This is a genomic window from Chitinivibrionales bacterium, from assembly GCA_035516255.1.
In the GTDB taxonomy this organism is placed as follows: domain Bacteria; phylum Fibrobacterota; class Chitinivibrionia; order Chitinivibrionales; family FEN-1185; genus FEN-1185.
In genome coordinates this window covers 73,989-90,297 of the sequence record DATJAL010000052.1, presented here as the reverse complement: position 1 = coordinate 90,297, position 16,309 = coordinate 73,989, and the positions used below count along the sequence as shown (strand labels likewise).

At 55.2% G+C, this 16,309-nt stretch carries 18 protein-coding genes; 15 read left to right on the top strand and 3 right to left on the bottom strand.

The genetic code is table 11. The features are described from left to right. The first annotated feature begins 31 nt into the window (after positions 1–31). From VLX68_15675 to VLX68_15655, 5 genes are read left to right on the top strand one after another with little or no spacing between them, the layout of a single operon-like run. On the top strand, positions 32–790 hold the full coding sequence (locus VLX68_15675) for a hypothetical protein (protein ID HUI93687.1): 759 nt from the start codon (positions 32–34) through the stop codon (positions 788–790). A gap of 34 nt (positions 791–824) precedes the next feature. Next, the gene (locus VLX68_15670; GenBank protein HUI93686.1) at positions 825–1,223 is read left to right on the top strand and encodes an OsmC family protein; all 399 of its coding nucleotides are present in this window, start codon (positions 825–827) and stop codon (positions 1,221–1,223) included. A 40-nt stretch (positions 1,224–1,263) separates the two neighbouring features. After that, entirely contained in the window at positions 1,264–2,325 is a 1,062-nt protein-coding gene (locus VLX68_15665; GenBank protein HUI93685.1) for a radical SAM protein, read from the top strand. Between the two features lie 3 nt (positions 2,326–2,328). Beyond that, the gene (locus VLX68_15660) at positions 2,329–2,595 is read left to right on the top strand and encodes a hypothetical protein (protein HUI93684.1); all 267 of its coding nucleotides are present in this window, start codon (positions 2,329–2,331) and stop codon (positions 2,593–2,595) included. 19 nt (positions 2,596–2,614) lie between these two features. Then, complete coding sequence (locus VLX68_15655) at positions 2,615–3,040, top strand: thioesterase family protein (GenBank protein ID HUI93683.1); 426 nt, start codon at positions 2,615–2,617, stop codon at positions 3,038–3,040. Here the strand turns inward: VLX68_15655 and VLX68_15650 are convergent. Beyond that, positions 2,986–4,233 carry a DUF763 domain-containing protein gene (locus tag VLX68_15650; protein HUI93682.1) on the bottom strand — a complete coding sequence of 416 codons (1,248 nt, stop codon included), beginning with the start codon at positions 4,231–4,233 and terminating at the stop codon, positions 2,986–2,988. The two genes, VLX68_15655 and VLX68_15650, sit on opposite strands and share 55 nt — an antisense overlap. 155 nt (positions 4,234–4,388) lie before the next feature. Between VLX68_15650 and VLX68_15645 the strand changes: the two genes are divergently transcribed. The 4 genes from VLX68_15645 to VLX68_15630 all read left to right on the top strand — a co-directional run bounded on the left by VLX68_15645 (position 4,389) and on the right by VLX68_15630 (position 5,765). Further along, entirely contained in the window at positions 4,389–4,688 is a 300-nt protein-coding gene (locus VLX68_15645) for a Rieske (2Fe-2S) protein (protein HUI93681.1), read from the top strand. 12 nt (positions 4,689–4,700) lie between these two features. Further along, a complete protein-coding gene (locus tag VLX68_15640; GenBank protein ID HUI93680.1) occupies positions 4,701–4,958 on the top strand; it encodes a glutaredoxin family protein in 258 nt (85 codons plus the stop codon). Continuing rightward, positions 4,955–5,284, top strand: a complete 330-nt coding sequence (locus VLX68_15635; GenBank protein ID HUI93679.1) for a ferredoxin-thioredoxin reductase catalytic domain-containing protein — start codon at positions 4,955–4,957, stop codon at positions 5,282–5,284. The genes VLX68_15640 and VLX68_15635 overlap by 4 nt, the downstream gene beginning before the upstream one ends. A 97-nt stretch (positions 5,285–5,381) precedes the next feature. Continuing rightward, complete coding sequence (locus tag VLX68_15630; GenBank protein ID HUI93678.1) at positions 5,382–5,765, top strand: Rieske 2Fe-2S domain-containing protein; 384 nt, start codon at positions 5,382–5,384, stop codon at positions 5,763–5,765. A gap of 477 nt (positions 5,766–6,242) precedes the next feature. On the opposite strand, the gene gloB is transcribed toward VLX68_15630, so the two are convergent. Beyond that, positions 6,243–6,983, bottom strand: a complete 741-nt coding sequence (gloB, locus tag VLX68_15625) for a hydroxyacylglutathione hydrolase (protein HUI93677.1) — start codon at positions 6,981–6,983, stop codon at positions 6,243–6,245. Positions 6,984–7,099: 116 nt separating this feature from the next. On the opposite strand from gloB, the gene VLX68_15620 reads away from it, so the two are divergent. Further along, positions 7,100–9,031: a zinc ribbon domain-containing protein gene (locus VLX68_15620; GenBank protein ID HUI93676.1), complete on the top strand. Its 1,932-nt coding sequence runs from the start codon at positions 7,100–7,102 to the stop codon at positions 9,029–9,031. Positions 9,032–9,104: 73 nt separating this feature from the next. Here VLX68_15620 and VLX68_15615 read toward each other — a convergent pair whose 3' ends face one another. Beyond that, entirely contained in the window at positions 9,105–10,607 is a 1,503-nt protein-coding gene (locus tag VLX68_15615; GenBank protein ID HUI93675.1) for a rhomboid family intramembrane serine protease, read from the bottom strand. Positions 10,608–10,864: 257 nt separating this feature from the next. Here VLX68_15615 and VLX68_15610 point away from each other — a divergent pair, with 257 nt between their 5' ends. From VLX68_15610 to VLX68_15590, 5 genes are all read left to right on the top strand, one after another. Continuing rightward, entirely contained in the window at positions 10,865–11,812 is a 948-nt protein-coding gene (locus tag VLX68_15610) for a bifunctional methionine sulfoxide reductase B/A protein (GenBank protein HUI93674.1), read from the top strand. Positions 11,813–11,976: 164 nt separating this feature from the next. Further along, positions 11,977–12,795, top strand: coding sequence for an alpha/beta hydrolase (locus VLX68_15605; GenBank protein HUI93673.1), 819 nt, complete (start codon positions 11,977–11,979; stop codon positions 12,793–12,795). A 27-nt stretch (positions 12,796–12,822) separates the two neighbouring features. Further along, positions 12,823–13,527 (top strand): nuclear transport factor 2 family protein, encoded by a 705-nt coding sequence (locus VLX68_15600; protein HUI93672.1) that lies wholly within the window; start codon positions 12,823–12,825, stop codon positions 13,525–13,527. Between the two features lie 238 nt (positions 13,528–13,765). Then, positions 13,766–14,605: a TIGR02147 family protein gene (locus VLX68_15595; protein ID HUI93671.1), complete on the top strand. Its 840-nt coding sequence runs from the start codon at positions 13,766–13,768 to the stop codon at positions 14,603–14,605. Then, on the top strand, positions 14,589–16,253 hold the full coding sequence (locus VLX68_15590; GenBank protein HUI93670.1) for a DUF2341 domain-containing protein: 1,665 nt from the start codon (positions 14,589–14,591) through the stop codon (positions 16,251–16,253). The genes VLX68_15595 and VLX68_15590 overlap by 17 nt, the downstream gene beginning before the upstream one ends. Positions 16,254–16,309 lie beyond the last annotated feature (56 nt).

Sequence of the window (16,309 nt, the reverse complement as noted above, 5' to 3'; positions counted from 1 at the left end):
CGAAGGCTATGTTTCATTATTTTTTGACAACGTGTTTTCTAACAACGGTTTTCTATTTTTACATTGCGCCAGCTTTGAGAAGTTACCAGCTGAAGATTATACCGATGATAGAGAAATAAAAGAAATAAGTATTACTTCACAATCAATTGCCATCATTTGTATTTCTCAAAAATTAACGGCCTATTACCACAATCATCCTGTAGATACCGGGCAAGCAGACCGAATCTGGACAGCGATAGATACTGGCTTGACGCAAGATATGCGAAATCTCACTAAATTCAGAAATATCTTTTCTTATTTTCCTAATGAAAAAGTAAGGACCACGGGGCAAATTCTTCCTGGAACGCCAAGGTCTCGCTCATTTGGAGGACTTACTCCTGGGCCAAAAGATTATATTCTGGTTCCTGATCCTGGTCAAAGAATCATCTTTGATGGAGAAAAACCAGACTATATCCTTTTTATGAGTAATCTTATGTTAAACAGCCACATCGGTGCGAGTTCAAACGCACCCATGATTTTTTCCGCTGCTATGCCGCTCACTGTCGTTGCAAGCGTTGCAGCAGCAGTTGCAAGCCATCCGGAAGATAAAGAATGCGTTCAGATGCAAATGGATTATGTAATTTGGGTCAATACAAAACTGACATCGATAAAAATTGGAAGAATTGGCGGTTCCTCATGCATTCCAGTTGGAGATTCGAGTAAAGTTGATCACTGGGCATGCGCAACTTATGACTTTGTAAACAGCACGTTTGAGAATACTGACTTTTATGAAACAAATCGTTTTAAATAAATTATAATTAAGCTGCAAACCCCAGAGATTTCCAATGGAAACAACTTACCCAATTTCCCTTGCCGGCGGCACTAAGGTCACCATCGGCATGCGCGACTTCACCATCGCGACCGACCAGCCGGTTTCCGACGGCGGGGAAAACAGCGCGCCCGCGCCGTTTGAATTGTTCCTCGCGTCGCTCGGCACCTGCGCCGGGTATTTCGTCGTCGCATTTTGCAATGCGCGCGATATTCCGGTTGAGGGAATAAAAATGTCGCAGACCGTTGTAAGAAACGACACGACGCATTTTGTTGAAAAAATAGTGATTACCCTATCCTTGCCCGCTGGTTTTCCTGATAAATACAAAGATGCGGTGGTAAGGGCGGCAGAATCGTGCACGGTGAAAAAGCATCTTGCCGCGCCACCGCAGGTCCAAGTGATGCTGCAGAAATGAAATGCTGATGACCCACAGATCAGGAAAAAGCGAGCCGCACATGAATCATCCAAAACAAGTCCATAAAAATGTCCCCTCACCCATTCTAGTCAGTTTCGGCATCACACGCCAGTGCGACCTCAAATGTCCCCACTGCTATTCCGACTCGAAAGATAAGGACCCGCAGGAATTGACCTTTGATGAGGCCGCACGCGTCATCGACGACATCGCGGGGTTGGGCGCGAGGATCGTGATCCTTGACGGAGGCGAACCAACGCTGCGGCCCGACTTCGTCGATCTTATCAAGTACGCCGCGAAGCAAGGGCTTAGGACGGTGGCGGGCTCCCACGGCATGGGCATCACCGCGGAGTTTGCGGCACGGCTCAAGCAGGCCGGGTGCAGGGGAGTGGCGATCAGTCTCGATGGCGCCGACGCACGCACCCACGATTCATGGCGCGGGGTTGAAGGGGCGTGGAGTAAAACCATTGAGGGCGCGAAAAACTGCGCCGCCGCGGGCCTGGCGTTCCAGTTTGCGCCGCTGCTCCACGCCGGAAACTGCCGTCAATTGGGAGACATCATCGCCCTTGCAAAACAGAACAAAAGCGATGCGGTCGAAATTTTTGATTACGTGCCGACCGGCAGGGGCAAGGGGAAGACCGACCATGAACTCGACACGGAACAGCGCAGGCAGCTGATAGAAACGGTCATCGAACGCCAGCGCCAGAACGACATGATTTACAGAGTGATAGCACTTCCCCAATACTGGGTGATGGTGGAAAAAACAGTGCCCGAGGACGAGATCCTTTTGAAATTCGTGCGGAGCTGCTGCGCCGCGGGCACGCGGTACATCACCATACTGCCGAACGGCGACGTGATCCCCTGCATGGTGCTTCAGGTGAAACTCGGCAACGTCAGGGAGAAAAGCCTCAAGGACATCTGGAACCATTCGCCCCTCTTAGCAACCCTGCGCAACAGGGACCTTCTCAAGGGCAAATGCGGGAAATGCTCCTACAAGCTCACCTGCGCGGGCGCGCGCTGCAAGGCGTACGAAAAAACCGGCGACATGATGGCGGAAGACCCCACCTGCTGGTTTACAGAAGAAGAAACCAGGGCAAAGGGCTGACCCATGCCGAGCCTCAGAAGCATGGAATGGGACGAGCCGGTGTGGAAGGCGCTGTGCGCCAGCGTCACCCTCATACCGCCGTTCGTGCGGAAACGGGCGCTCGGCAAGATCATCAGCGCATGCGAGAAAAACGCGATAGAACGATCGTCGGGAAAAGTTGAAACCGCAGACGTCTTGAAATCGGTGAATGAAAACGTCCCGGAAAGCGTGCGAAAGGTGTGCTTGGAAACACTCGCTGAACATGGGATGGACATTTCAACAGCAATCTAAAAAATTCCACTGAAGAATTATGGAAACGCACGGCGAATTCGAGCTTTCCATCGCCATCTCTCCCGCCGACATCGACGTGCAGGGCCGCGTGAACAACGTGGTGTATCTGCGCTGGGTGCAGGATGCGGCCGTGGCGCACTGGCGCACCCTTGCCTCAAAAAACGAGCAGGAGAACATTACCTGGGTCGTGGTGCGCCACGAAATAGATTACAAGCGTTCGGCCCGTGCCGAAGACTCGATCATCGCCGTTACCTGGGTGGGAACCGCCACCAACACCACGTTCGAACGCTTTACCGAAATTCTGCGGGCCGCCGACCGCAAGGTCCTCGCGCGTGCGCGCACACTGTGGTGCCCGCTGGACGCTAAAACAGGCAGGCCGGCGCGCGTGGGTCAGGAAGTTCGGGACAGGTTTTCCGTGGCGGGATCAAACAGGGACAACTGCTGAACCGCGGGAGATTTCTCCGGCCGTTTCGCCTTTCCGTAAACGGTCATTCCGCCGAATTCATGAGAGTGCTCGCGCTCATACCGTATCACTTTATTGACATCCGCGAATGGGTCGCAGCGCCGCTCGATGAGCCGCGCCAGTCGGCCGAGCGCCTCGATACTCCGCAGCTTGTCGCTGCGGTCTATTTTCGCTCGGTCAATTGCGCTGCGCAGCACCGCAATGCTCTCGTCGTACACCATGAGCGGCACCGGGTGCGGATGGCCGTCCTTGCCGCCGTGCGCGAACGCGAAGCGCGCCGGGTCGCTGAATCGGCTCGGCCCGCCCCAGATCACCTCGCTTACCAGCGCGAGCGACTGCACGGTGCGCGGCCCCACGCCGGGCAGAAGCAGCGCGTCAACGAATTCGCGGGGCTGCTTTTCATACGCGAGCGCGAGCACCGCGCCGAGCCGCTTCGAGTCAACATGGCGGGGCAGGACCTCATGCCCGGGGTCCATGACGAGCCGCCGCAGCTCCCGCTGCTGCCTGTCCGGGTGCGTTGACAGGAACTCCACGATGCCCGTTCTGTTTTTTCCCGCGCGCGAATCGCTCAGGTTCATGATCCGGCCCATGTTTTCGCCGACAATCGCCGAGTGTGGATCGTCAACAAAAGATTTCACCGTTGCCGAATGCCAGTGGTAGCGCCGCGCCATTTTCGTTTTCGTGTTCATGCCCTGCTGGACCACGGCCCACTCCCCTGTTTTGGAAACCACGAAGGAATGGAGGTATAGGCTGAAGCCGTCAAGCACGCAGGTGTTGTCGACCTTCGCGCTCAGTTTGGAGGCCTTTACAAGCGCGACGCCGTTGCAGCCGGTGCGGTTGGAAAATTCCAAAAGCTCCTGCGGCGTCTTGAGCGAGTGTTTTCCCCTGCCGCCGCAGATGTAAAGGCCGAGCTCGTTGAACAGCGGATTGACGCCGGCCTTGAGCGCTCCCATCACCGACGTGGTGACGCCCGAAGAGTGCCAGTCCATGCCCATCACGCTGCCGAGCGCCTGGAACCAGAACGGGTCGGAAAGCCGCGTGAGCACCTCTGCCGCCCCGCACTCGTGCACGAGCGCACGGATGATTTCGCGGCCAAGCTGCGTCATGCGCGAATGCAGCCATTCGGGCACATGGCCGCCGTGCAGGGGAAGGTCTGCGGTGCCGGAGCGTTTCATGGGGTAAAAATAGGTCTTTGCATAATGATTGGATACGAATCACTGAATGGAGAACGGTTTATTCGCCAACGGTCATCCCTCATTTGTTTGACCTTCCGCCATCGACCATATAATTTTAATTAATCATCCAATCTCTTCAACCGTGAATTGTTTTCATGTGGACCTTTGCCATCAAAGAAACCGAACTCAGCGACAACCGCATTCACCGGATTTACCCAAGGGGCGTCGCCGCCCTTATTTTCAAAAAGGACGGAGGGCTTTTTTCGCTTTCGTCAAACTGTCCGCACATGGGCTGCTCGCTCGGCGGCGCGGTCGTGGAAGGCGAAACGATCCAGTGCCCCTGCCACGACTGGAAATTCGACCTGGCTACCGGACGTTTCACCGAGGCAAAAGAAATCGGTTTGCAAACGTATCCGCTCAAATCGGAAAACGGCGATGTTTCAATAGACCTTTAACCGGGACATTCCATGAAAAAAACAGTGAAACTCTACACCCTGAGCACCTGTCCGTGGTGCAGGAAGGCAAAGGCGTACTTCACCAAGAACAAGATCCCCTTTGAAGTCGTTGATTACGACCTGGTCTCCGAAGAGGAGCAGGAGGCCATCATGGACGAGGTGAACACGTTCGGCGGCACCGGGGAGTTCCCGTTCGCCATCATCGGAAATTCCGGCGTGTGCGGGTACGATCCCGACGAGTATGCCCGTCTTCTGGGAAAGAAAAAATGACCGTTAAGTCCCGCGCAAAAGGCCTCAAATTCCTTTTCGGGCCCATCGTTGACGCGCTGGGGTACAAATTCTCACCCGACAAGGAGCTCGTCGATTTCTGCCTTGAACAGGAGGCCAGACTCGAGGAAAAGCACGGAATACCGTTCTGCCCGTGCCAGGCGATCACGAGAAACCGGGAGCATGACATGAAAATCGTGTGCCCCTGCATCCCGTTTCACCGGAAGCATTACGACGCCATGAGGCGGTGCTGGTGCGGCCTGTACGTGCACAAGGACGTGACCGATCCGGACAAGCTGAAACAGATTCCGGCGTCGGCGGTAAAATAAAAAAAACGCCTCAGAGACACAGAGAAAAATAGAGTGAAGTGTGAATGGTGAAGAGTAAAGAGTGAAAAGATAATTAAAATGATTAAGGACAGCTCGCATGAAAAAAAAGATCGCATCAGCGAACGATATTGCTCAAGGCGGAGTCAAGGCGTTTGAAGTTGACGGAAAAGAAATCCTCATCGGCAACGTCGAGGGAAAATTCTATGCTGCGGAGCGCCGCTGCGGACACATGAACGCGCCGTGCGAGATGGGAACGTTGCGCGGGCATATCCTCACCTGCCCCATGCATTACGCGCAATTTGATATCCGCACCGGAAAAATGCTCAAGAAGGCATTCATCAAGTCTGAGCCGGAAGGATTGCCGGAAAAGTTCAGGTATTTTTTCGAGCACAAGGAAGAGATGGCGGAGAAGATAAAGACATATGATTTGAAGACGTTCAAGGTGACGATCAAAGATTCGGATATCTGGGTCGATGTATGATCTGTTTTCTTCAGCCATTATTGAACCATAAGAGCGATGATAAAATTCCTCACCTGCATACCGCTAATTCCCCCGGCTCAAAGGTCTAGAGGGTGATGTCGATCGTGTTTTAATTTTTCAAATTCTTTTGAATACCAGCAGACAGGACAAAATTATCGTCACATGATGTATTATCGTCCGATCGGCGCTACTTTAGCATGTTGACGCATCAGAACTCTGCCGCCGCGTTAGGCAGGACTGGAGGCCGCGCTGGAGCGCGGTGCCGCCCGGCGCCCCGCGAAGCGGCCTCGCGCCCGTGGCGGCCCGAGCCGAAGGACGACGACCCTTGTGACCCTTGGAAATCCCTGACGAGGGAGAAGCACCCGAAGGGGTGGACTGGAAGGACGGCCGACCTCGCTGTGGAGGGGCGGTTCGCGAACCGCCCCTCCACAGCGAGGGAACGCCCAGACATTTTATGAATATGGAAAACAAAGAATCTCAGAATCCGTCTTTTCTTTTTCTCAGCTCCGCGAACACCTCTATCGCCGTGGCCTTTTCCATGCCGAGCTTCTTGCGCAGGCTGGGGCTTCCGGTGCGGAGAAACGGATTGATCGAACGCTCCGTGATAAGGGGCGACGGGACCGTGGGAATACCGCGGCGCGCCATGAACTCCACATCCGAGAGACGCTGCCACACGTCCTTGTTGTCAGGTTCCACGGTGGTCGCGAAAAGAAGGTTCTCCTCGGTGTATTCGTGGCCGCAGTAGATCGAGGCGAGGTCTTCGAGATAGGCGCATTTGATCAGCGACTGCAGCATGTCGGAGGGCGTTCCCTCGAGGATGCGGCCGCAGCCCGCAGAAAACAGCGTGTCGCCGGTAAACACCGCCCGGATGCTGGGGAAATAATACACAACATGGGTGATGGTATGCCCCGGTGTCGCGATGACCATCATCTCCTGGCCCAGAATGTTCCTCGTTTGTTCGTCGCGAACCCTGTCGGTGACAAAGGGCATGCGCTCGTCGTCCGGGCCCACCACCGCAGGGTTGTACTGGCGTTTGAGTTCGTCAACCCCGGCGCAGTGGTCGGTGTGATGGTGCGAGCACAGGATGTGCGTCAGGCTGATCTTTGCACGGCCGAGAAACCGGACCACCGGCTCGGCCTGCCCGGGATCGACCACGATCGCGGAAGTGCCGTCGTGGAGGATCCAGGCATAATTGTCCGCAAGCAGCGGTATGGTCACGATGGTGAGGTTCGTACGAAAGCCAGCCTTTCTTCACTCCGTACAGGAAAAAATATCGCTTTCAGCATCTAAAAAGCAAACATTTTGACAAATAGATTCCGGAAGAATATAATTTCATGGTAAGGACAAATACGGGTTCTCCAACGGGGATCATCGACATGTTCAATTTCAAAAAAAAGCAGCCATCTTCCGGCAGGAGCAAACTGGACAGGGGCGAGCAGCTCCGGTCCGATTTCACGCTTGTTTCCAGGCTCTTCAAGTCGCACCCGTTCATTTCCGTCAAGGAGACCTTCGGCTCCCCGCCAGACAAATACCACATCATGTACCGCATCGACGGGCTGCAAAAGGTCAAGAACACCATCGAAACGAAAAACGAGCACGTGGTGGAGATCGTGCTCCCTGAAAAATATCCCGAGGCCGAGCCGGTGTGCACGCGCGTCACCCCCATTTTCCATCCCAACATCGCGCCGGAGATAATTGACATTAAAGGAATCTGGGGCGGCAGCGCGACGCTTCCCGACCTCATCGTGCAGCTCGGCAGAATGATCGCGTTCCAGAAATACGACACCACCAACCCGCTCAACAGCGAGGCGGCGAAATGGGCTGACCGGAACAAGGAGCTGCTGCCGCTGTCCAAGGCGGATCTGAATTACAAGGAACCCGAAGCGGGCGACGATGCGCCCGGCACCGAGGTGATCATTCAGGACCAGCTTGTTTCCGAAACGCCGCCGCCGGAAGACGGGCGGAAGACGGAGGGCATCGTCATCGCCTCCGACACGTCCCAGTTTGCCATGGTGGAAGAACTCGCCTCGGGCGACAAGTCCGTTGATTTCCGCAAAACCGCGTTGCTGGACAAAGGGGAAGAAACCAAAATCATTTCCGAGGTTCCGGAGCCTAAAAAAACCGTGCCGCCCGCGCCCGCCAAACCCGCAGTCCGTGAGGCGACAAAACCGGCGCCTGCGCCCACACCGCCTCCCGTTAAGAAAGTAGAGCCGGCGGTAAAGGCGGCTCCGGCCGCGGCACCGACTCCGGCGCAACAGGCAACGCCTGCCGCCCCGAAGCCGGCGCCTGCTCCTGTCAAGAAAGAATCACCTGTTGAGCCTAAACCGTCGCCCGCGCCGACCGCGCCTCAGCCCAAGCAGGCCGCACCGGTCGGGCAGAAACCAGCGCCGGCGGCAACACCGCCGGCCAAGCTGGCGGCTCCGGTTGCACCGAAACCGGCACCTGCGCAAACACCATCTGTCAAGCAGGCGCCTGCCGCGCCAAAACCGGCGCCGGTCAAGCAGGTTGTCCGAGAAGAGCCGAAACCCGCACCGGAACCGGAGATTGTGGAATTCGAGCAGGCGGCGATCGAAGAAATCCAGACCAAGGCGCCTGCGGCAAAAGGTCAGCCACCAATGCCCAAAGATCCAGTTGCACCTTTACCCGACGAGGAATTTTTCTGCTGGCGATGCGGCGCCAGAAATCACCGGGGAGCAAATTTCTGCTCCAATTGCGGCACAAAGATGTGGCAGGAACCGCCGGCGGAACAGTCGGGAAAACAATCCGCAGCCAAAATCATTCAGATCGCTTCCTTTATCATTATTCCGCTCGCTATTATCACGGCTGGAATTACGTTCATTTTCACGCAGAAGGCCGGCCGTCAGGAGCAGGTAAAACCGCCTGTTGCGGCCGTGGAGAAACCCGCTCCCGTTGTCAAGACCGATACCGCGCCGGCGCCTGTTATCGCGGTTCCCAAGCCGGCGCCGGTCGCCGACACGGTGAAAAAAGCCGCTCCTCCCCCGACCGCTGAAGGCATTGCCAGGAAGCTGAGCGCGGGAACCGGACAGTCTTCGGCTAAAAAACAGGCCAAAATCGAGGAAGACCTTAAAAACGCACAGCTGTACCAAAATCTCGGTTCCTACGATGAGGCGGTGAACAAGTATATGGAAGTGTTGTCGCTTGATCCCAAGAACGACGACGCGCTCGACGGCTTGCGGCAGGTACGGGACGCCCGGGACAAGGCCGAGGCTGCAGCAAAGACAGGCGCGGACACGACAAAGCGATAATCCCCCTCAATTTTTTTATAAAATAAGGACGATGAGCCCGCAACATGTGCGGTGTTTTTCCCTTGACGATCGCCTACATTCCGCCCGGATCTCCGAAGTGCGAAATGGAAAAGTTTGACGACCCGCGCATCTGCTGCGCTTGGGCGAGATACTGCTTTGCCTGGTTCGCAATGATGCCGTCAGGTTCGATGAAGAGCAATTTTTTTAGGCCCTCGATTGCGGTTTCGAGCTGGTAGTAGGTTTGTATCCGTATGACCGCCGCGTTGAGCATGCTGTTTTTCTGGACATGCGGGTTCGATGCGTCAAGGCTCGCCCGGTCGAGGCACGAAAGCGCCAGCTCCTTTTGGTCCAGTTTGTAAATCGCCTTTGCCCACTGGTACAGCTGCGCGGCCGGAACCGGAAGCGGCGGCTTGGCCTCCAGGATTTTCGCAAGTATACTCGCGATCGCGTCCTTGTGCTCCTGCGGCGCCTGAAGATAATTGTCAAGTGCGCAGGCCAGGCTCCGCGCGGCCGAGGCATGGTCGCCCTGCTGCAAGGCCGCAAACCCATCCGTTTCGCTCTGGGCTACCCGTGGCCCCGTTTCCCGCCTTATCGCCTGCGCCTCCCGTTCCACGGCCTGATCTATAAGCGAAAGATTTCCCGCCTTTGCGTTGAATGACGAGGCGCCGCCGGTCATATGGCTGGGCAAAACCGCGCGCCGCACCGCGCCCTTGCCCGCCAGCGCAGGCTGCACAAGGGAGGCCTCGTCTTCGCCTTTGACAAGCCAGCCGAACGCCATGCCCGCCAGAAATCCTCCGACATGCGCGGTGTAGGCGACCCCCGAAGTCTGCTTTAAGTCAAGCAGCAGGAAAACAACCTGGGAAAGAAACCAGAACCCGAGATATGCCCATGCCACCACATTGAAAGTCCCGCGTCCCCACCAGAAAATGAACCAGAGCATCTTTACTTTCGCTTTTGCATGCGTGACCAAAAACGCGCCCATTGCCCCCGCGATTGCGCCCGATGCGCCAAGGCACGGCGTGCCGGCCATCCGCTGCCAGTCGATCGCGCAGAACCCCATGTACGACAGGGACGCCGCAAGGCCGCAGGAAAGATACACGATAAGAAACCTGCCGAACCCCCAGTATTTCTCCATCGCCACGCCGCACACGTAAAAAAAGATCATGTTGCCGATGAGGTGCCACCATCCGCCATGCATAAACATGGCCGTTAAGATGGCCACGATGTTGAAATGCGCGGGCGTGAACATGAGTCGGTATTCCAGGGACTGCTGGCGCACGCTGTTTGCCACCGAATCCGCGCCGTGATCAATGCGTGCCGCAAATCCGGAATCGTACGCCTTTCGCACTCGAGCGGCACTGATGTCTCCGGCCGAATCCAGTGAAAACGCATGGTCGTTTTGCAGCTGGTATTGCGACTCCCGATAGGCATTCCCGGCCTCCTTTGCGCGGCGCTCGATGCGCGGGGCGTCGAGTTCAACGGCTATGTGTGCCAGAAGGCAGATGCCGATGATGATCAGCGAAGCTAGACCGATGCTGCCGTCATGGCGGTCCGTGCTGATGGGAATTATCATCATAAGGATGTTTTCCAGAGGACGAACGCTCTTTGATAAATAGTATACCTTCAATCATCGCATTTGTCAAATACTATCTCGATCGGTCATCCGCGGCAAAACTATCCGCCGAAGGCAATTTTATGCCATGGCACCTCGAATACATAATGGGAAACCGAAAGGAAGGGTTGCCAATGAAAAAGGGAGTATTTCTGTTATCCGTTGCATGTTTTTTTGTGCAATGTTTTTCAACCAATTCTACAGCAAACAAGGGAGCGACCATGGACTTTCTCAATGTCCGGCTTGTTCTTTTCGACGGCTCGATCACCGGCCCGGTGAGCTCGGACAGGGTGATAAAATCGGATGCTGAATGGCGCCGTATTCTAACGCCCGACCAGTATAATGTCACCCGGCACCAGGCGACGGAATGCGCGTTTACCGGCGCACTGTATAACAACCACCAAAACGGCATTTACTTTTGCGTGGACTGCGGCCTGCCGCTGTTCTCGTCGGGGACAAAATTCGAATCCCACACCGGATGGCCGAGCTTCTTCGCGCCCATTGCAAGTGAAAACATCCTTGAAAAAACCGACGACAGCTACGGCATGCACCGGACCGAAGTGCTGTGCGCAAGGTGCGGCGCGCATCTGGGCCACGTGTTCGAAGACGGCCCTGCGCCCACCCATCTGCGCTACTGCATGAATTCTGCGGCGCTGCACTTTGTTCCTGATGAAAAGATCAGCAATCCGAACGGCCTGCACAAGGCGGTTTTCGGCGCAGGGTGCTTCTGGGGAGTTGAGGAGGAATTCAGAAAAGTCAAGGGCGTGGAGGCCACCGCGGTCGGATTCATGGGCGGAACGGTTAAAAATCCATCATATGAGCAGGTATGCACGCACACGACCGGCCATGCAGAGGTGACGGAAATCATTTACGATCCGCAGAAAGTTTCCTACAATGAGCTGCTTAACAAGTTCTGGAGCATCCACGACCCAACGACGGTCAACCGCCAGGGGCCGGACATAGGAAACAATTACCGTTCAGTGATTTTCTACACCTCTTCGGAACAGGAAAAGGCGGCAAGGGATTCGAAGGCCGCGCTGGAAAAGACGCACCGGTTCAAGAGACCGGTCGTCACAGAGATTTCGCCCGCCTCGGAATTCTACCGGGCGGAGGAATATCATCAGCGGTATGATGAGAAGACGGGTAGTGCGGCGTGTGCGGTGCGGTGAATGGTTGAAACGGGCGCTTGTACTGTGAGAATACTTTCGCGAGAATGACCGGTTTGGGAAGTTATGAATTTTATACCCCGGTTGGTGTGCGATAATCTTCGGGGCAATTATTTAACTCGTCTAATAATTGCATTTCCCTCTATAAAATGCTAAAATATTGATAAATGAAACTGATCTCCAAAAAAACGATTTTCATCGCCGGTTTCTTATATTTGCTTTTCATGTCCGGCTGCGACCCGCTCGTGAATCGCATGGCGTTTTTTCCCGATACCACCGATACGATCCCTGCCGCCAGCCTTCCGCCGGATGTAAAGGAAGTATTCATCAAAACTGGCAACGAGGTAAAACTGCAGTGCTATTTTCTCCCCTTCCCGGATTCAAAAAACATCCTGCTATATTTCCACGGCAATGGAGGCAACATAGGGCAAAGGATCCCGGAACTCGGGATGCTGCGGCATTCCGGCGTGAGCGTGCTCGGGGTTGGCTACCGGGGATATGGAAAAAGCACCGGCAGGCCGAGCGAAAAAGGCATTTATCTTGACGGCGCCGCCGCGTTCAACTACGCGAAGGATTCCCTTGGTTACAAAACGGAAAAGATCTTCATGTGCGGCCGCTCGATAGGGACAACCGCGGCGATCAACACGGCGATGGGAAAAAACATTGCGGGACTCATTCTCGTCACGCCGTTGTCAACCGGAAAAGAATATGCCGCGGCGCACGGAATCGGGTATATTTCTTTTTTGGCGGGCGGCGCATTCAACAATGTTGAAAAATGCAGGAAGCTCGCGTGTCCATGCCTGGTCATCCATGGAACAGCCGACGAAATCATCCCGTATGCCTTGGGGGAAAAGGTTTACAACAGCCTCACGGTGAAAAAGAAATTTGTCACCATTAAAGACGGAGGCCACAATAATTTGGAAGACAAGGACCCAAGGGCGTTCTGGGGTTCAATCAAGGAATTTATACAGGAAAATGTCCGCTGATGCGGCTTGAATAGGAGGACGTCTATCATGCGTCATCCCTTTAACATTCTCATCACTTTTAGCATATTCTTTTGCTTCCCCCCGGCGTTCTGCCAGCAGGACATCCCGGCCGCCCTCAAGCTGCTGCTCAAGGATCGGATCGACGCGATGTCCAACAAGGATACCAGCACGCTTTCCCGGGTATGCACGAAAAATTACCTGAGCATCACGTCGGCGGGCGTGCAGATGACCCTGCCTGAACTGAAAAAAGCCGCCCTTCATTCCGAAACGCCGGTCAAACAGAGCACGATCCTCAGCTTTCAGCCCTTTATTGCCGAGGACGAGACCATGGCGTTCGCCACATACGAAATGGATGAGGAAATCGTGAGGGACCGGCAGGACATCGTCAAGAACGACCTGATCATAACCGAAATTTACAAGAAGGAAAAAAACAGGTGGAAGACCCAGATGACGCACACCTCGCAGAAAATCTGCGATGTCCCCGTTTCCGATGTCTATCGCCGACCGGCAGAGTCGAACCACGCCGGCGAAGACCAGAACGCCGCGTACGGGATCTCGCTGCAGCCAAGGCCCGCGCTCCACGATACGCTCATGATAAACATCCCGAACGCAAAGGGCCAATTCTCGCGGGTGAAACTGGTACGATGCAAGGAAGGGTATCTTGGGCCGCAGGGAGAATTATATAGCGGCTATCCTACCGTTGGCCAACTCGAGGTTCTGTACGGGGAGTAGCATCCCGGCTCAAGAATGCTCGCTGATTTAAGCGGCCCCTATAATAATCCGTTAATATTAATGTAGAGAATCCTAATGATTTTAAAGCCTAACTCATTAATGAGCAAAGAATTATACCCGTCGTTCACCGGACCTCACCGAATTTGAATAAAAATCTGGTAAAATAACCATAAATTGCGTATATTCTGTTCACAGAACTCCCTTCAATCAACAATTACAACCTCATTTTCCGGTATTCATGGTCAATATTTTTGAATATCAAAATTACCGGCTCTATCTTCGCGATTATTACAACGATCAGAAGGCAACAAAACGCTATTTCTCCTACCGTTACTTCTCAAAGAAGGCGGGCATCAACGCCTCCGCTTTCCTTTATTATGTGATTGAAGGCAAAAGAAACCTCACCAAAAAAAGCATCGACAAAATCTCAGGCGCCATCGGCCACACCAAAGAGGAAAACGATTATTTCGAGAACCTGGTGTTTTTCAACCAGGCAAAGACAATCGCGGAAAAGACCATGTATTACGGCCGCATCGTGGAATGCCGAAGGCCCATCGACATCACGACGGTCGCTAAAGACAGGTATGAATTCTACAGTAAATGGTACCACAGCATCATACGCGAGCTCGTCACCATGGTCGATTTCAAGGACGACTACGGTCTTCTCGCCTCGCATCTTACTCCGCCAATCTCGGCAAAGGAAGCGCAGGAATCCGTGGAGTTGCTCGAGCGTCTCGGGTTCCTCGAGCGCGATGAAAAGGGCCTGTATCACCAGACCGACAACGTGATTGCAGTGAAACCCGACGCGCCCGACGCGTTCATCATAGAGAAATTCCAGGCTGAAATGCTCGATATGGCGCTCAAGGCGTACGATAACGTGCCGCGAAGCGACCGCATGAGCGCCTCTACCACGTTCAGCATATCCAAGGCGACCTTCGAGCTGTTCAAAATGAAGACGCGCGAGTTCCGTAAGGAGCTTCTTGAAATCGCGCGGCTCGACAACGAGCAGAACCGCGTGTTTCAATTCACGTTTAACCTGTTCCCGGTGAGTAAAAGCACTGATGGAAAGAAAAAGTAAAAAAGTATTTCATCTGCTTTTTGGCGCGGCCGGTCTCGTCCTCGCCGCGCTGTGCGCCTGCACGCCCATGCTCGCGGGCGGCGGCTCGGACACCGAGGTGAGCGGCCGCATCGTCACCGCCGACGGCAAGGGCAATCCCGGCACGCAGGTGTCGTTTATTCCGCAAACATACAACCCGGCATTCGACAGCGGCCTTGCTATCCATATCACGGACGCGAACGGAAATTACCGTTTTGAAAACATCAGTGCCGGCGAATACAATTTGTTCGCGGTGAATAATGCACAGGGAGCACGGCTTTTGCGCACCAACATTAAAGTGGCAACGGAGCCCGTTGTTGTCCCGCCCGACTCGCTCAGAAAAACCGCGACCGTGGTGCTGCCCCTTCCCGACAGCATCATCGCGCTATCCGGATACGCCTATGTGCAGGGCACGCCGATCTGCCGGCAGGTTTACGCAGGCACCGACGCTGTGGTGTTCGATTCGGTGCCGCAATGCACGCTGTCTTCCGTGCAGTTCATGACAAACAGCACCGGTTCCGTTTCCTTGCTTTATGCGAATGTTGGTGTCGATTCTCCGGGCACAATGGTCGTCAGCCCCTATGATTCGTGGCCGCACTCGGCAAAAATCACGATAAACACCTCCGCCGCTTCGGGAGCGGCCATCACCGGCGCGCTCGGGCATTTTCCGCTCCTTGTGCGGCTCGACGCGTCGAATTTCAACTTCAGTCAGACCCTGCCGGGCGGCGCGGACATCCGCTTCACCAAGGCGAACGGCAGGCCGCTCGCATTTGAGACCGCCCGATGGGACGCTTCGCTTTCGCAGGCCGTTGTCTGGGTAAGCGTTGACACGATTTACGGCAACAGCGCATCGCAATATGTGCGAATGTTCTGGGGCAACACCGCCGCGTTGTCCGCATCCAACCCGAACGCGGTGTTCGACACGGCATACGGGTTCGCCGCCGTGTGGCACTTGGAGGAGGAAAAAAGCGGCGTGGGCACGCCCGGGCTTTACAAAGACGCAACCCCCGCCGGCGCGGACGGCGACGACTGGATTTCCTCGACCGACCAGAGCGGCGTGGTGGGTTGCGGCCATTCATTTGCCGGCAGCGACAAGATCTCCACGAACAGCGGCGTCACCGAGATGGCCGCCGGCAGCGTGACCATCGCGGCATGGGTGAACCTCGCCGCGGCGGGCGGCGTGGTCTGCGGCAAGGGCAAGGAGAACATGGTGCAGAACGGCGGGGAAAAACAGCTGTACTTCAGCGACGGCACGCCCAACGGCGCGAGCGGACTGCGGCCGTCGTTCTCGGGCAAGGGCAACGGCTACGCGTTCGCGGACCGGGACCTGCCGCTCGACAACCGCTGGCATTACCTCGTATTCCGGTGGAACTGGGAGTCGGGCACATCGGGAACGGCCGCGTTCTTCCTTGACAGCAGCGAGACCGGCATCACGAGCACCTACACGGCTGCCGCCAGGGACAATGCCGGCGACGCGGTGAGTATCGGGTACAACGGCATCCAGTATCTGAACGGCTTCCTTGACGAGATGCACATTTCAAAGACGGCGCGGTCAAGCGACTGGATACTGTTTTCATACGAAAACCAGAAGCCGGGACAGAAAACGGTTGGGATTACGATTGAAAAATGACGGATTCTAACTTTTCCGTTCAATGCGCGCGTGGGGATTATTGAAATTTCCGCCGC

Coding starts and splice junctions, on each gene's coding strand:
- VLX68_15670 (HUI93686.1), top strand. CDS start 825: ATGGAAACAACTTACCCAATTTCCCTTGCCGGCGGCACTAAGGTCACC.
- VLX68_15665 (HUI93685.1), top strand. CDS start 1,264: ATGAATCATCCAAAACAAGTCCATAAAAATGTCCCCTCACCCATTCTA.
- VLX68_15660 (HUI93684.1), top strand. CDS start 2,329: ATGCCGAGCCTCAGAAGCATGGAATGGGACGAGCCGGTGTGGAAGGCG.
- VLX68_15655 (HUI93683.1), top strand. CDS start 2,615: ATGGAAACGCACGGCGAATTCGAGCTTTCCATCGCCATCTCTCCCGCC.
- VLX68_15650 (HUI93682.1), bottom strand. CDS start 4,233: ATGAAACGCTCCGGCACCGCAGACCTTCCCCTGCACGGCGGCCATGTG.
- VLX68_15645 (HUI93681.1), top strand. CDS start 4,389: ATGTGGACCTTTGCCATCAAAGAAACCGAACTCAGCGACAACCGCATT.
- VLX68_15640 (HUI93680.1), top strand. CDS start 4,701: ATGAAAAAAACAGTGAAACTCTACACCCTGAGCACCTGTCCGTGGTGC.
- VLX68_15635 (HUI93679.1), top strand. CDS start 4,955: ATGACCGTTAAGTCCCGCGCAAAAGGCCTCAAATTCCTTTTCGGGCCC.
- VLX68_15630 (HUI93678.1), top strand. CDS start 5,382: ATGAAAAAAAAGATCGCATCAGCGAACGATATTGCTCAAGGCGGAGTC.
- VLX68_15620 (HUI93676.1), top strand. CDS start 7,100: ATGGTAAGGACAAATACGGGTTCTCCAACGGGGATCATCGACATGTTC.
- VLX68_15615 (HUI93675.1), bottom strand. CDS start 10,607: ATGATGATAATTCCCATCAGCACGGACCGCCATGACGGCAGCATCGGT.
- VLX68_15610 (HUI93674.1), top strand. CDS start 10,865: ATGGACTTTCTCAATGTCCGGCTTGTTCTTTTCGACGGCTCGATCACC.
- VLX68_15605 (HUI93673.1), top strand. CDS start 11,977: ATGAAACTGATCTCCAAAAAAACGATTTTCATCGCCGGTTTCTTATAT.
- VLX68_15600 (HUI93672.1), top strand. CDS start 12,823: ATGCGTCATCCCTTTAACATTCTCATCACTTTTAGCATATTCTTTTGC.
- VLX68_15595 (HUI93671.1), top strand. CDS start 13,766: ATGGTCAATATTTTTGAATATCAAAATTACCGGCTCTATCTTCGCGAT.
- VLX68_15590 (HUI93670.1), top strand. CDS start 14,589: ATGGAAAGAAAAAGTAAAAAAGTATTTCATCTGCTTTTTGGCGCGGCC.